At 71.2% G+C, this 13,586-nt stretch carries 11 protein-coding genes; 5 read left to right on the top strand and 6 right to left on the bottom strand.

Going from position 1 to position 13,586, the window contains the following annotated elements; all coding sequences use genetic code 11:
- Positions 1-4: 4 nt before the first annotated feature.
- Positions 5-1,210 (bottom strand): zinc-dependent alcohol dehydrogenase, encoded by a 1,206-nt coding sequence (locus tag WG923_RS10805; RefSeq protein WP_340350963.1) that lies wholly within the window; start codon positions 1,208-1,210, stop codon positions 5-7.
- A gap of 143 nt (positions 1,211-1,353) precedes the next feature.
- Between WG923_RS10805 and rocF the strand changes: the two genes are divergently transcribed.
- A complete protein-coding gene (rocF, locus tag WG923_RS10800; RefSeq protein ID WP_340350962.1) occupies positions 1,354-2,262 on the top strand; it encodes an arginase in 909 nt (302 codons plus the stop codon).
- A gap of 10 nt (positions 2,263-2,272) precedes the next feature.
- Positions 2,273-5,443: a PAS domain-containing protein gene (locus WG923_RS10795; RefSeq protein WP_340350961.1), complete on the top strand. Its 3,171-nt coding sequence runs from the start codon at positions 2,273-2,275 to the stop codon at positions 5,441-5,443.
- On the opposite strand, the gene WG923_RS10790 is transcribed toward WG923_RS10795, so the two are convergent.
- The gene (locus tag WG923_RS10790) at positions 5,428-5,658 is read right to left on the bottom strand and encodes a hypothetical protein (RefSeq protein WP_340350960.1); all 231 of its coding nucleotides are present in this window, start codon (positions 5,656-5,658) and stop codon (positions 5,428-5,430) included. The genes WG923_RS10795 and WG923_RS10790 overlap by 16 nt on opposite strands.
- Positions 5,659-5,788: 130 nt before the next feature.
- On the opposite strand from WG923_RS10790, the gene WG923_RS10785 reads away from it, so the two are divergent.
- The gene (locus tag WG923_RS10785) at positions 5,789-6,004 is read left to right on the top strand and encodes a hypothetical protein (RefSeq protein ID WP_340350959.1); all 216 of its coding nucleotides are present in this window, start codon (positions 5,789-5,791) and stop codon (positions 6,002-6,004) included.
- A 566-nt stretch (positions 6,005-6,570) separates the two neighbouring features.
- Here the strand turns inward: WG923_RS10785 and WG923_RS10780 are convergent.
- Genes WG923_RS10780 through WG923_RS10770 form a run of 3 tightly spaced genes read right to left on the bottom strand, consistent with a single transcriptional unit; the run spans position 6,571 to position 9,740 of the window.
- Entirely contained in the window at positions 6,571-7,560 is a 990-nt protein-coding gene (locus WG923_RS10780) for a Bug family tripartite tricarboxylate transporter substrate binding protein (RefSeq protein WP_340350958.1), read from the bottom strand.
- Between the two features lie 28 nt (positions 7,561-7,588).
- Positions 7,589-8,794, bottom strand: a complete 1,206-nt coding sequence (locus WG923_RS10775; RefSeq protein WP_340350957.1) for a CaiB/BaiF CoA transferase family protein — start codon at positions 8,792-8,794, stop codon at positions 7,589-7,591.
- Positions 8,787-9,740: a hydroxymethylglutaryl-CoA lyase gene (locus tag WG923_RS10770; RefSeq protein WP_340350956.1), complete on the bottom strand. Its 954-nt coding sequence runs from the start codon at positions 9,738-9,740 to the stop codon at positions 8,787-8,789. The genes WG923_RS10775 and WG923_RS10770 overlap by 8 nt, the downstream gene beginning before the upstream one ends.
- Before the next feature lie 76 nt (positions 9,741-9,816).
- Between WG923_RS10770 and WG923_RS10765 the strand changes: the two genes are divergently transcribed.
- Together WG923_RS10765 and WG923_RS10760 are read left to right on the top strand one after the other, a co-directional pair.
- A complete protein-coding gene (locus WG923_RS10765) occupies positions 9,817-10,725 on the top strand; it encodes a LysR family transcriptional regulator (RefSeq protein ID WP_340350955.1) in 909 nt (302 codons plus the stop codon).
- Positions 10,722-12,707, top strand: coding sequence for an aconitase family protein (locus tag WG923_RS10760; protein WP_340350954.1), 1,986 nt, complete (start codon positions 10,722-10,724; stop codon positions 12,705-12,707). Before WG923_RS10765 ends, WG923_RS10760 begins: the two co-directional genes overlap by 4 nt.
- A 114-nt stretch (positions 12,708-12,821) precedes the next feature.
- Here WG923_RS10760 and WG923_RS10755 read toward each other — a convergent pair whose 3' ends face one another.
- Positions 12,822-13,454, bottom strand: coding sequence for an HAD family hydrolase (locus WG923_RS10755; RefSeq protein ID WP_340350953.1), 633 nt, complete (start codon positions 13,452-13,454; stop codon positions 12,822-12,824).
- Positions 13,455-13,586 lie beyond the last annotated feature (132 nt).

Raw genomic sequence — 13,586 nt, 5'->3', positions numbered from 1 at the left:
CTCCTCAATGAACGTGCGCCTGGGCCTGCACCTGCGTGGCCGCCAGCTGCCGCTCGTATTCGCGCGCGCCGGGCGGGATCAGCACCGGCTTGATGCAGTTGTCCAGCTTGCTCGAGAAGATGTGGTACGCGTCGGCCACCTCCTCCAGCGGGAAGCGGTGCGTGATGATCTCGCTGGGCTTCAGGCGCCCGGCCTGGACGTGCTCGATCAGGCGCGGCAGGTGGCGCTTGACGGCCGCCTGGTTGGCACGGATCGTCAGGCCCTTGTTCAGCGCGTTGCCGATCGGGACCATGTTGCCGGTCGGCCCGTACACGCCGACGATGGAGACGTTGCCGCCCTTGCGCACCGAGTTGATCGCCCAGTGCAGCACGGTGGCCGCGCCGGCCTGCAGCTTCAGGTACCGCCCCGACAGCTGCTGCAGCATGCTGCCCACGGCCTCGGCGCCCACGGCGTCGATGCACACGTCGGCGCCGAGCCAGTCGGTCATGCCCTTGAGGTGCTCCGCCATGTCCTTCACTTCCTTCAGGTTCACGACCTCGCAGGGCACCCACTGGCGCGCGAACTCCAGCCGGTAGTCGACGTGGTCGACCATGATCACGCGGCCCGCGCCCATGAGCCAGGCGGACTTCGCGGCGAACAGGCCGACCGGCCCGCAGCCGAACACCACCACGGTGTCGCCTTCCGCGACCTCGCCCATTTCCGCGGCCTGGTAGCCGGTGGGGCAGGCATCCGTCAGGATCACCGCGTCGTCGAGCGTGAGGTCGGCGGGGATCTTCAGCGGCCCGATGTCCGCCAGCGGCACGCGCACGTACTCGGCCTGGCCGCCGTCGTAGCCGCCGGCGCTGTGCGAATAGCCGTAGATGGCGCCGATGGCCGTGGCCTCGGGGTTGACGTTGTGGCAGTTGGAGAACAGCTCCTTCTGGCAGAAGAAGCAGGTGCCGCAGAAGATGTTGAAGGGCACCAGCACGTGGTCGCCCTTCTGCAGGCTGCGCACCGACGGGCCGACCTCCTCGACGACGCCGACGAATTCGTGGCCGAACGTGTGCCCGACCCGCGTGTCCGGCACCAGCCCGTGATAGAGGTGCAGGTCGGAGCCGCAGATGCACGAGCGCAGCACGCGCACGATCGCATCGTTGGGATGTTCGATCAGGGGTTCCGCTTTCTGTGTCGCCCGCACGCGGTAGGGCCCGCGGTATTGCATCGCCAGCATTCGTCTGCTCCTGGGTGTTTTCGTTCGGAGCAAACCATTCTCCCGATTCGAACCCAGCCATTGGGGCACTGGAAGCATCCCGTTGCAAGCGGCCCCGCTGCGCCGTGCTTGCGACACAATGCCCGCTGCACAAGCTTCCAACGATGACCACTGTCAGCCTCATCGGTGCCCCGACCGACGTCGGGGCCAGCGTGCGCGGCGCGGGCATGGGGCCCGACGCCCTGCGCGTCGCCGGCCTCGCCGAAACGCTGCGCGCGCACGGCTGCGAGGTGATCGACCGCGGCAACCTCGCGGGCCCGCCCAACCCGTGGCTGACGCCGGTCCAGGGCATCCGGCACCTGCCGGAGGTGACCGCGTGGAACCGCGCCGTGTTCGACGCCGTGTCCACCGCGCTCGCCATGGGCCACGTGCCGCTGCTCATGGGCGGCGACCACTGCCTGGCCATCGGCTCCATCAGCGCCGTGGCGCGCCAGTGCCGGCAGGAGCAGAAGAACCTGCGCGTGATCTGGCTCGATGCGCACACCGACGTCAACACGGAAGCGATCAGCCCCAGCGGCAACATCCACGGCATGCCGGTCGCCTGCCTGCTCGGTCACGGGCCCGCGGACCTGGTGGGCTGGAGCGGCGAGCGCGCGGCGCTGGATGCCGGCAACATCGATTTCGTGGGCATCCGCAGCGTCGACGCCGACGAGAAGAAGGCGATCCGCGAACTCGGGTTGCAGGTCTTCGACATGCGCCACATCGACGAGCACGGCATGCGCTACACGATGACGGAGGTGCTGCAGGACGTCGACGACAACACGCACGTGCACGTGAGCTTCGACCTCGACTGCCTCGATCCCATGGAGGCCCCCGGCGTGGGCACCGGCGTGCGCGGCGGGCCTACCTACCGCGAGATGCAGCTTTGCATGGAGATGATCGCGGACACCGGCCGGCTCGGTTCCATCGACGTGGTGGAGATCAATCCGGCCCTCGACGTGCGCAACCGGACCGCCGAACTGGCCGTGGAATTCATCCAGAGCCTGTTTGGCGCATCGACCCTGGCACGGTAGAGTTCGGCGGGTGGATCCAGCCCAGCCCGCGCCGACCGCGCTCCCCAGCGAAACCGACGAAGCCGCACGCCTCGCGGCGCTGCGCCGCCTGGGCATCCTGGACACCCCCGCCGAAGCCCTCCTGGACAGCCTCGCGCGCAGCGCCGCCGCGGCCTGCGGCACGCCCATGGCGCTCGTCACCCTGCTCGATGCCGACCGCCAGTACGTCAAGGCGCAGGTCGGCGTGCCGGGCGGCCTGGGCGAGTTGCCGCGCGCCGAGGCCCTGTGCACCACGGTGCTCGCGGCGCGCGCGTACGTCGAGATCCCCGATGCGCGCATCGACGCGCGCACGGCGGGCAAGAGCTGCGTCTGCTCGGAGCCACACTTCGTGTTCTACGCCGGGGCTCCCTTAACGACGCCTGACGGCCACGTGATCGGCACGCTGTGCGTCCTGGACACCGTGGCGCGCCCCGCGCTGGCACCGGGCCAGCGCACCGCGCTGCAGGAACTGGCTGCGGCCACCATGCACGCCCTGCTGCTGCGGCAGGCCGCTCACCGCGCGCTGCACTCGTCGAGCGAGCAGATGTTCCGCGAGCTGTCGGAGAGTTGCCCGGTGGGCATCTTCCACACCGACGCGCAGGGCCACTGCATCTACACCAACCCGCAGTGGCAGCAGATCTTCGGGCTGTCCCTGCAGGAGTCGCTGGGCGAGGGCTGGGTGCGCGCCATCCATCCGGACGACCGCCCGGGCCTGCTGGCCAGCTGGCAGGAAGTGGCGGCGAGCGGCCGCAATTTCGACCGCATGTTCCGCGTGCTGCGCGCCGACGGCCAGGTGCTGCACGTCAGCGCGCGCGGCCGCGCCATCGCCCTGCCGGGCGGCTCGCCCGGGGGTTACGTGGGCTCGGTGATCGACGTGAGCGACGAAGTCGCCACGCGCCGGCAGCTCGAGGCGAGCAACGACTTCCTGGCACGCGCCGAGCAGATCGCCGGGGTCGGCGGCTGGCGGCTGGACCTGCACACGCGCGAGCTGCTGTGGACGTCGCAGACGCGGCGCATCTACGAGCTGCCGCCCGATTACGTGCCGGTGGGCGACGAACACCTGCGCTACTTCGCGCCGGATGCGCAGCGCGTCATCCGCAGCACCGCGGAACATGCCATCGCCACCGGCGAACCGTGGGACGTGCAGCTGCCCATGCGCACGGCGCGCGGGCGGCAGGTCTGGGTGCGTTCGATCGGCCAGGTGGAGTACCGCGACCACCGGCCCGCGCTGCTGGTGGGCGCGTTGCAGGACGTGACGGAAAGCCAGCGCGCGCGCGTGGCGCTGGAGCAGAGCCAGGAGCGGCTGCACCGGGCACTGGAAGGCTCGGGCCTCGCGCTGTGGGACCTCGACGTGCCGGCCGAGCGCATCTATCTCTCGGCGACCTGGTCCGCCATGCTGGGCGGCGAACCCCGCGAGACCCACTGCACGGCGCAGGAACTGCTGGACCTCGTGCCGCCGGAGGACCTGGCGCGCATCCAGGAAGGGCTGGAACTCGTGCTGGGCGGCCGCTCCGCGCGCTATGCGGTGGAACACCGGGTGCACCGGCGCGACGGCACGCTGCTGTGGATCCACAGCGAGGGCCGCGTGGCCGACCGCTCGCCCGAGGGCATGCCGCTGCGCATGGTGGGCACCAACCGCGACATCACGCAGGCCAAGCAGGCCGAGCACGACCTGCGCGAAGCGCGCGATGCGGCCGATGCGGCCAGCCGGGCCAAGAGCCAGTTCCTGGCCACCATGAGCCACGAGATCCGCACGCCCCTGAACGGCATCATCGGCATGACCAAGCTGCTGCTGGACGAGCCGCTGTCGGCCGAGGTGCGCCGTCATGCGGACCTCGTCGACCGCAGCGCGCATTCGCTGCTGGCGCTGGTCAACGACATCCTCGACTTCTCGAAGATCGAGGCGGGGCAGATGGAGATCGAGAGCGTGGCCTTCGACCTGCACGAGCTGGTCGAGGACCTGGCCACGCTGTACCGGCTGCGCGCCACCGAGAAGAGCCTGCTGTTCCGCGTGCGGATGGAGCCGGGCGTGCCGCAGTTCGTGCAGGGCGACCCGACGCGCATCCGCCAGGTGCTGGTCAACCTGCTGGGGAACGCGCTGAAGTTCACCCACGCCGGCTCGATCGCGCTGGACCTGCGCGCCACCACCGAGCCGGCGGCCTACCTGCTGGAATTCACCGTGGCCGACACCGGCATCGGCATCCCGCCGGAGGTGCAGCCGCAGCTGTTCAAGCGCTTCATGCAGGCCGATTCGGCCACCACGCGCAAGTTCGGCGGCACCGGCCTCGGGCTGGCGATCGTGCAGCAGCTGGTGCACCTCATGGGCGGGGCGGTGCGCGTGCGCAGCGCGCCGGGCCACGGTTCGCGCTTCGTCGTCACGCTGCCGGTGCGGGTCGCGCAGGAGGCCGCGCCCGCCTCGGTGTGGCAGGACCTGCCGCCCCCCTCGTCGGACACGAGCATCCTGATCGCCGAGGACAACACCACCAACCAGGTGGTCGCCTTCGGCATGCTGCGCAAGCTGGGGTACGAGAACGTGCGCCTCGCCAGCAACGGCATCGAGGCCTACCAGATGGCCAGCGCCGAGCCCTTCGACATCATCCTGATGGACTGCCAGATGCCGGAGATGGACGGCTACGAGGCCACGCGGCGGCTGCGCGCGGCCGGCTGCACGGCGACGATCGTGGCGATGACCGCCAACGCGATCAAGGGCGACCGCGAGCGCTGCCTCGACGCCGGCATGAACGACTACCTGACCAAGCCGATCGACATCCGGCTGCTGCGCGGGGTGCTGGCGCGCTGGGCGAGCGGGCAGACGTCGCGGCTGGCAGACCTGCCGCTGTTCTCGCCCGGCGACCTCGACACGCGCTTCGGCGGCGACGCGGAACTGCAGCAGGTGGCGCTCGGGACCTTCCGGCAGGCCACGCCCGCGCTCATGGCGAAGCTGCGCGCGACCTTGTCATCGGGCAACCGGCAGGCCTTCGGGCTGCTGGCGCATTCGGCCAAGGGCGGCGGTCTCATGGTGTCGGCGGAGCGCTATGCCGCGATCGCGGCGGCACTGGAGGAGCGCGCGGCGAAGGCGCCGGCGCAGGAGCTGGGCAAGCTGCTCGACGAGCTGGAGCGGGCCTTCGAGGAGTTCGCGACGATCGTTCAGGCGCGCGGATGAGGGCTGCCGTGGCGGGAGGATTCCGGCGCGCCGGGTGCGTCGTCCTTGGGCTGGCGCTCGCGCTCCGGCGCCGCGTTGGTCCGCTGGCCCGGGCCCTGGCGCAGCGCCCGCAGCACGCTGGCCGCCCCTTCCCCCGAATTCCCGTGCCTGCCGACGGGCGCAGGTTGCAGGGCGGGCGCGTCCTTGTCGGGGTCTGCGTCTGCGGGCTCGCTCATGGCGACACACATTAGATGTGAATCGGACCAGCGTTTGTAGGACGCTTTCCCGGTCGTGACGGGGCCGCGGCCGACGCGATCCGGACGCGGACGGCGATACGTTCGGCGCGTCAGCAGAGCAGTACCCGTCATGACCACCCACGTGAAGATTTCCAACGGCACCTGGACGGACGAATCCTTGCCGGAGTGGAAACGCAAGGAACTGCTGCACGACGACCTGAGGCGGCTGCGCCTGCGCAAGCCGGGCGGCGAGTCCGCCGCCGCTTCGCAGGCCGTCTCGCCCGCCATCGAAGTCCAGACGACGCCCGCCAAGCCGGGCAACCTGGAGCATCCCGGCGCCCGCTGAGGGGCGTACCCTTCCAACCAACCGTCCGATTTCGGGGCGACCGGCCGACGGAAGCCACAGTTCTCCCGTTGCCTGCGACCCGGACCAGGACGTGACCGTCCGCCTCGCCGACTGTCCCCCGGCGCGGATGGGAACCGTTGCTCGTGCTGGCACTGCGCCCGCGCCTCCTCCTTGATGTCGCCGAGTCGGACGGTCACGCCCTGGTCCTCCCCCGCGCGGGTGCGAGCGCAGCGTCCGTCGGTGAGCTCGCTCGAGCGGCGGGGACGGCGCCAAGCGAAGCCACACCCTTGCGGTCGACACGCTGCAGGACCAGTCCGTGGCTGTCCGGCTCAGCGACATCAAGGAGGAGGCGCGGGCGCGGCGCCAGCACGGGCAACGGTTCCCATCCGCGCCGGGGGACAGTCGCTGAGACGGACAGACACGGGCTGGTCCGGCCCGGGCGGCGCGACGTCCACCGAGCACGGCTCATAAGCGCTTGCCGGTCCAGATCAACCCATCGGCCGCGTGCGCGGGGATGACGGCTTGCGGCCCCGTCTGCACCGACCTGCCTCGCGGGCGCGACGGCCTTACTGCGGCTCCAGGCCCACCTTCTTCACCAGCGCGGCGTACTTCGAAAGTTCGCTGCGGAAGGCCGCATGCGCCTGCTCCGGCGTGCTGACGTGGATGCTGTTGCCCTGCTTGGCCATCGCGTCCTTCACCGCCGGATCGTTGAACGCGGCCACGACGGCGTCGTGCGCCTTCTTCACGCTCGCGGCGCTCATGCCCTTGGGGCCGATCACGGCGAACCAGGCTTCGACCGAGAAGTTGGCGAGGCCCTGCTCGGCGAAGGTCGGCACCTCCGGCGCCGCCGGCGTGCGCTGGGACGTCAGCATGCCGATCGGGCGCAGCGCACCCGCCTTGATCTGGCCCTGCACGCTGGGCAGCGCCGCGACTGCGAAGTCGATCTGCCCGCCCATCAGGTCCGTCACCATCGGGCCGACGCCCTTGTACGGGATGTGCCGGGCCTTCACGCCGGCCGCCTCGAGCACCAGCTCCGCGGCCAGGTGCAGGATGGTGCCGTTGCCGCCGGAGCCGAAGTTGAATTCACCCGGCCTGGACTTCAGCAGCGCGAAGAAATCGCGCGCGTTGGTGGCCGCAACCTTCTGCGGGTTGGCCACCAGCACCATCGGCGTGGCGCCCACGACGGCGATCGGCGTGAAGTCGCCGGGCATGTCGAAGGGCAGCGACTTCAGCACGCTGGGGAAGATCACGACGTTGTTCGACACCACCGACAGCGTGTTGCCGTCCGGCGCCGAGCGCGCCAGCGCCTGCAGGCCGACCACGCCGCCGGCGCCCGGCTGGTTGTCGACCACGACGTTGGCGTTGAGCGCCTTCGACAATGCCGGCGCGGCGGCGCGCGTGATCGCGTCGACGCCGGAACCCGTGGCGTTGGGCAGGATGAATTTCACGGTGCCGGACTGGGCCAGCGTGGCCAGCGGCAGCGCGCCGGCGGCGAACGCCGCGCCGGCCGCCAGCACGTTGCGGCGGGTGAAGGGGAAGGAAGGGGTATGGCTCAATTTGTCTCCTGGAAACGCATCTGTCTTGTCAAGCCACCACCGCGTGCGCCTTCAGTGCCTCGATCTCGGCGTCGGCCAGGCCGACGGAGCGAAGCAGTTCCTGGCTGTGGGCCCCGAGCACGGGCGGATCGAGCCGCACGCCGAGGCGTTCCCCGCCCAGGGTGAAGGGCAGCAGGGTGGTCTTGACGGTCTCGCCGGCCTTCGCGCCATCGGGCAGCCGGACATCGGCCAACCCGCCGGTGGCCAGCAAGTGCTCGTCATCGTACAGGTCTTCGGGCCGGCGGATGGGCGCGAAGGGCAAGCCGGCCTGCTCCATCCGCGCTGCAAGCTCGGCGGCGCTGCGCTCCCGCAGGCGCTCGCGCAGGGTGGCCAGCAGCTGCGGGCGCTGGACCACGCGCTGGTTGTTGGTGGCGTACTCCGGCTCGGACTTCAGGTCGGGGAAGCCGAGCACGTCGCAGAACTTGAGCCACTGCGCATCGCTCACCGCCGCCAGGAAGATCTGCTCGCCGTCCTTGACCGTGAAGACGTCGTACACGGCCCAGGGGTTGTCGCGTGCGGGCAGCGGCGCGGCGGGCTTGCCAGTGACGGCGTACTGCAGCATGTGCTGGCCCATGAGGAACACGTTGTTCTCGTACAGGGCCGACTGCACTTCCATGCCGCGGCCGGTGATGCCGCGCTGGATCAGCGCGCCCAGCACGCCGATGGCGGCGAACAGGCCGCCCATGATGTCGTTGACGCTGGTGCCGGCGCGCAGCGGATCGCCGGGGCGGCCGGTCATGTAGGCCAGGCCGCCCATCATCTGCACCACTTCGTCGAGCGCGGTGCGGTGGTCGTAGGGACCGGGCAGGAAGCCCTTGCAGGTGGCGTAGATCAGTTTCGGATGGGAGGCGCTCAGCGACGCGTAGTCGAGGCCGTACTTGCCCATCGTGCCGGGCTTGAAGTTCTCCGCCACCACGTCGGCGCTGGCGCACAGCCGGCGCGCCAGCGCCGCGCCCTCAGTCTGGTGCAGGTCGATGGCGATGCTCTTCTTGTTGCGGTTGAACATGGGGAAGAAGCCGGCGCCGGCGCCGAGCAGCCGCCGCGTGCGGTCGCCGTCGATCGGCTCGACCTTGATCACCTCGGCCCCCAGGTCCGCCAGCACCATGCCGCAGGTGGGACCCATGACCATGTGGGTGAATTCGACGACGCGCAGGCCGTTCAGCGGCTGCGGCGTGGCGGGCTGGGTCTCAGGCATGCAGGGCCTCCATCATGGGTTTCGGCAGGCCCGTCCTGAAGATCGTGCCGTGGGTGGGCTCGCCGGCGAGCCACTGCGCGACGCGCGCGCGCAGCGCGAGCAGCCGCTCGAAGTCGAGGCCGGTTGCTATGCCCATGCTGTGCAGCATGTACGTGAGGTCCTCGGTGGCGACGTTGCCGCTCGCGCCCGGCGCGTGCGGGCAGCCGCCGATGCCGGCGGTGCAGGCGTCGAAGCGCGCGATGCCCAGTTGCAGCGCGGCGAAGACGTTGGCGAGACCCAGGCCGCGCGTGTCGTGGAAATGGCCGCACACCAGCCTGTCGCCGGCCACGCGCAGCACGCGCTCGAACAGGCGCGACACCATCGCCGGATCGGCGTAGCCCACCGTGTCGGCCAGGCTCACCGCGTCCACCCCGGCGTCGAGCACGGCCTGCACCAGCCGCACGACTTCCTCCGGCGCGACGCGGCCCTGCAGCGTGCAGCCGAAGGCGGTGCTGATGCCCACCTCGATCTCGGTGCGCGCGCCGCGCGCATCGCGCTCGGCGCGGATGCGGCCGATCTCCGCCACCACCTCGTCGGGCGCCTTGCGCAGGTTGGCCAGGCTGTGCGCGTGGCTGGCCGACAGCGGCAGCAGCATCATTTCCGCCCTCGCCGCCAGGGCGCGCTCGGCCCCCTTCAGGTTCGGCACCAGCACGGTGGCGCGCAGGCCCGGCAGGGTCTGCGCGAAGGCCAGCACTTCGGCCGTGTCGGCCAGCTGCGGCAGCAGCCTGGGCGGCACGAAGGAGCCGACCTCGATCTCGCGCTGGCCGGCGTCGTACGCCGCGCGGATCCACTCGATCTTGGCGGCGGTGGGCACGATCGTGGCGACGCTCTGGAGGCCGTCGCGCAGGCCCATCTCGCGCACGACCACGCGGCGCGGCAGGGATTCGGTGAAGGAAGACGCTTGCATGAGGCCGCGAGTTTAGAATTTCCGTATCGGCCTTTGAACTCAATTTCGGAACGATGAAGTTCCGATCCGGAAAACCTTGCGCGACCTCGACCTGACCACGCTGCGCCTGTTCGTCTCCGTCTGCGAGACCGGCAACATCGCCCGCGCGGGCGAGAAGGCGAGCATCGTCGGCTCCGCCATCAGCAAGCGGCTGGCGCAGCTGGAAGACCAGCTCGGCACGCCGCTGCTGGTGCGCAAGCGCCATGGCGTGGTGCCCACGCCGGCGGGGCAGACGCTGCTGGAACACGCCCGCGGCATGCTCGATGGCGCCGCGCGCATCGAGCGCGACATGGAGGCTTACGTCGCGGGTGGGCGGGGGCAGGTGCGCATCCTGGCTTCCGTCTCGGCGATGACGGAATCGCTGGCCGACGACGTGGCGGCCTTCCTGCGCGAGCCGCAGCATCGCGCGATCAAGGTGGACCTGGAGGAGCGCGTGAGCCCGGAGATCGTGCGCGGCGTGCGCGAAGGCCATGCCTCGCTGGGCGTGTGCTGGGACGCGGCCGAGGTCGGCGCGCTGCAGTCGCGGCCCTACCGCACGGACACGCTCTGCGTCGCGGTGCCCGAGGGCCACGCGCTGGCTGCGCGCCGCAAGCTGCGCTTCGTCGACACGCTGCCCTACGAGCACGTGAGCCTGCCGGTCAACAGCGCGGTGCAGGTGATGCTGCAGCGGCGCGCCGCGGCGGCCGGACGCAGCGTGAACCACCGCGTGGTCGTGACCAATTTCGAAGCCGCCATGCGCGTCGTGCGCGCCGGGCTGGCGATCAGCATCATGCCGCGCGAAGTGGCCGAAGCCGGCACGACGCCGCCGCCCGGCCTCAAGCTGCTGCCGCTCGACGAGCCGTGGGCGCAGCGGCGCTTCATCCTCTGTTTCCGCGCCGCCGACGCGCTCGCGCCGGCGGCGCAGCTGCTGCTGGACCACCTGGCGTCGCTCGCCACCCCACCATGAACGAAGAAGTCCTGGATCTCGGCGGGCAGCCGCGCCTGCTGTTCCTGTCGCAGTCCGCCGAGGCCGTGCGAGCGCAGCTGGCCGGCCGCCGCCTCACGCGCGCGGAGGCGGGCGCCTTGCGCGACGACATCTCCACCGACGAGATCAGCCCGGTGCGCATCATGTCGCACTACGACGCCAGGCTCGCGCGCTTCCCCTACACCGGCTTCACCACCGCGGACCGCCAGCAGCCGATCGCGCCCGGCGCCGTGCAGGCGGGCGGCTTCCAGGTGACGGTGGCGGGCCGGCGCTACGGCAAGGGCTCCTCGCGCGAGCACAGTCCGGCGGCGGAGCAGCTGGCGGGCATCCGGCTCGTGATCGCCGAGAGCTTCGAGCGCATCTACCGCCAGAACGCCGACAACATCGGCCTCTTCACGTCGACCGACTTCGGCCTCGTCGAGCGGCTGCAGCGCGGCGAGGCGATTCCCGTCGCCGAACTCGTGGGCGGCCGCGATGCGCTGGCCGCCGCAATCCTGCGCAGCGGCGGGCTGCTGCGCTTCGGCCGGCAGCACCTGCGTGACGCACGTCCCGTTCGCCTGCCTGCAGCCTGCGGCCCCCTCACGCTGTTCGAGAAGATCGTGCAGCGGCACATGCTGCACACGCCGGTCACGCCCGACGCGCCGCAACCCGGCGAGGGCTGCTTCGTGCGCGCCGACTGGCGCTTCATCCACGAGTACTACACCGGCATGGCGGCGCACATGCTGCACGAAACGCTGGGCCGGCCGCTCGCGCTGCACGGGATGGACTCGATCCTCGTGTTCGAGGACCACACCTCCTACGTGGAAGAAAGCCCGGCCCACGCGGGCTCCTTGCTGCTGCCGAACATGCATGCCATGCAGCAGGCCCAGCGCGACTTCGCCGCCGCGTACGGCCTGCGCAGCCACCGCACATTGACGGAGGAGGAGGCGCGCGCCGATGACGGCGGCAACGTCGCCGGCATTTCCCACGCGATGATGGCGGAGCACTACGCGCTGCCGGGGCAGCTGGTGGTGGGGACCGATTCGCACACGCCGCACAGCGGCGCGCTCGGCTGCGTGGCCTTCGGCGTCGGCACGACGGACATGGCCAATGCTTTCGTCACGGGCGCGGTGCGGCTCACGCTGCCGCGGGTGCTGCGCATCGAGCTGGCCGGCGCGCTGCCGCCGGGCGTGGCGGCCAAGGACGTGGCGCTGCACCTGCTGCAACTGCCGGCGATCCGGGCCGGCGCGGGCGTGGGCAAGGTGTTCGAGTTCGGCGGCCCCGCGCTGGCGGCGCTGGGCACCGACGAACGCGCGACGCTGACCAACATGACGGCCGAACTCGGTGGCCTCACGGGGATGGTCGAGCCCGACGCCGAGACGCTGCGCTTCCTGAAGGAGCGCCGCGGCGTGGACTGCGTTCTGGAGCCCTGGATGCGCAGCGACCCCGGGGCGGCGTACAGCGACACGATCCGCGTCGACTGCACCGCGCTGTCACCGATGGTCGCGCGGCCGGGCGACCCGGGCAACGGCGTGCCGCTGGACCAGGTGGGCGAGCGCGTGAAGGTGGACATCGCCTACGGCGGCTCCTGCACCGCCGGCAAGCGCGAGGACTTCGACCAGTATCACGCGGTGCTCGCCTGGGGCCTCGCGCAGGGCCTGACGGTGCCGCCGCAGGTGCAGCTGTTCCTGCAGTACGGCACGACGGCCGTGCGGGACTACTGCAGCGCGCGCGGCTACGACCGTACCTTCGCGGCGGCGGGCGCGCGCATCCTGCAGCCTTCGTGCGGGGCGTGCGCGAACTGCGGGCCGGGCTCGTCGACCGAGGCGGGCCAGGTGACCGTGAGCGCGATCAACCGCAACTTCCCGGGGCGGTCGGGGCCGGGGCAGGTGTGGCTGGCGAGTCCGGCGACGGTGATGGCGAGCGCGCTGGCGGGGGAGCTGGTGTCGTGGGCGGAGTTGCAGCGGCGCGTTGGCGCTCGGTGAGCTCGTGCTGCGAATCGCAATGTCCGAACCGGTAGGCTGGTGGTGAGCCGCGCCAGCGCGCGAACCCCAGCGCTGCGCTCGCTGCATCGCTGGGGTTCGTTCCTCACCGCCAGCCTACGAGCGCTCCAGCAGCCCGCGATCGGCCAGCCCCCGCCGCACGTCCTCCGGCCCGCGCACCTGCACCGCCTGCATCCCGATCGCGCGCGCGGCCTCGATGTTCGGCAGCAGGTCGTCGAACAGCAGCGCCTCGGGCGCGGCCACGCCGATCGCAGCGAGCACATGCCGGAACGCCGCCTCGTCCGGCTTGCGGTGCCCGATCTCGTGCGAGACGAACACGCGGTCGAACCGCGGCAGCAGCCGCGGGAACGCGCGCTCGATCTCGGCCACGTGCACGGGGTTGGTGTTGCTGATCGCGTAGCGCGGCACGCCGGCGCGGATCGCGTCGAGGAGGCGCACCGTCTCCTCGATCTCGGCCACCAGCAGGGCGTTGAAGCCGGCCCGGACCGTGTCCGTGTCGCAGTCCAGGGCGAGCACCTCGCGCAGGTGGGCCAGGAAGCCTTCCGGCGGCAGGTGCCCGGTCTCGTGGCGGCACCAGGGCTCGTCGGCGTGGAAGGCCGCGCGCAGTTCTTCGGCGGACAGGCGCGAGTGCGGCTGCCACAGCGCGAGGGAGCGGCCCGGATCGATGTCGAGCACCACGCCGCCGAGGTCGAACAGCACGGCGCGGGGGGCGATGGGAGAGTCCTTCATGCGCTGCGATTGTCCCCGACCGTCGCGGCCTGGTGCTTCGAGCAGCGGGGCGCGCGTGCCGGCGGCGCTCAGCTCGGCCGTGCAAACCTGCGCAGGATGCACTTGCGACGCGGCCGCACTCTCGCGACACTG

Source organism: Ramlibacter sp. AN1133 (assembly GCF_037890035.1).
Lineage (GTDB): Bacteria > Pseudomonadota > Gammaproteobacteria > Burkholderiales > Burkholderiaceae_C > Ramlibacter.
This window is presented reverse-complemented; position numbering and strand designations above follow the sequence as displayed.

Excerpts from the sequence above, each read along its gene's own strand:
- WG923_RS10770 (WP_340350956.1), bottom strand. The coding sequence starts at position 9,740 with ATGCAAGCGTCTTCCTTCACCGAATCCCTGCCGCGCCGCGTGGTCGTG.
- WG923_RS10775 (WP_340350957.1), bottom strand. The coding sequence starts at position 8,794 with ATGCCTGAGACCCAGCCCGCCACGCCGCAGCCGCTGAACGGCCTGCGC.
- rocF (WP_340350962.1), top strand. The coding sequence starts at position 1,354 with ATGACCACTGTCAGCCTCATCGGTGCCCCGACCGACGTCGGGGCCAGC.
- WG923_RS10785 (WP_340350959.1), top strand. The coding sequence starts at position 5,789 with ATGACCACCCACGTGAAGATTTCCAACGGCACCTGGACGGACGAATCC.
- WG923_RS10790 (WP_340350960.1), bottom strand. The coding sequence starts at position 5,658 with ATGAGCGAGCCCGCAGACGCAGACCCCGACAAGGACGCGCCCGCCCTG.
- WG923_RS10760 (WP_340350954.1), top strand. The coding sequence starts at position 10,722 with ATGAACGAAGAAGTCCTGGATCTCGGCGGGCAGCCGCGCCTGCTGTTC.
- WG923_RS10805 (WP_340350963.1), bottom strand. The coding sequence starts at position 1,210 with ATGCTGGCGATGCAATACCGCGGGCCCTACCGCGTGCGGGCGACACAG.
- WG923_RS10755 (WP_340350953.1), bottom strand. The coding sequence starts at position 13,454 with ATGAAGGACTCTCCCATCGCCCCCCGCGCCGTGCTGTTCGACCTCGGC.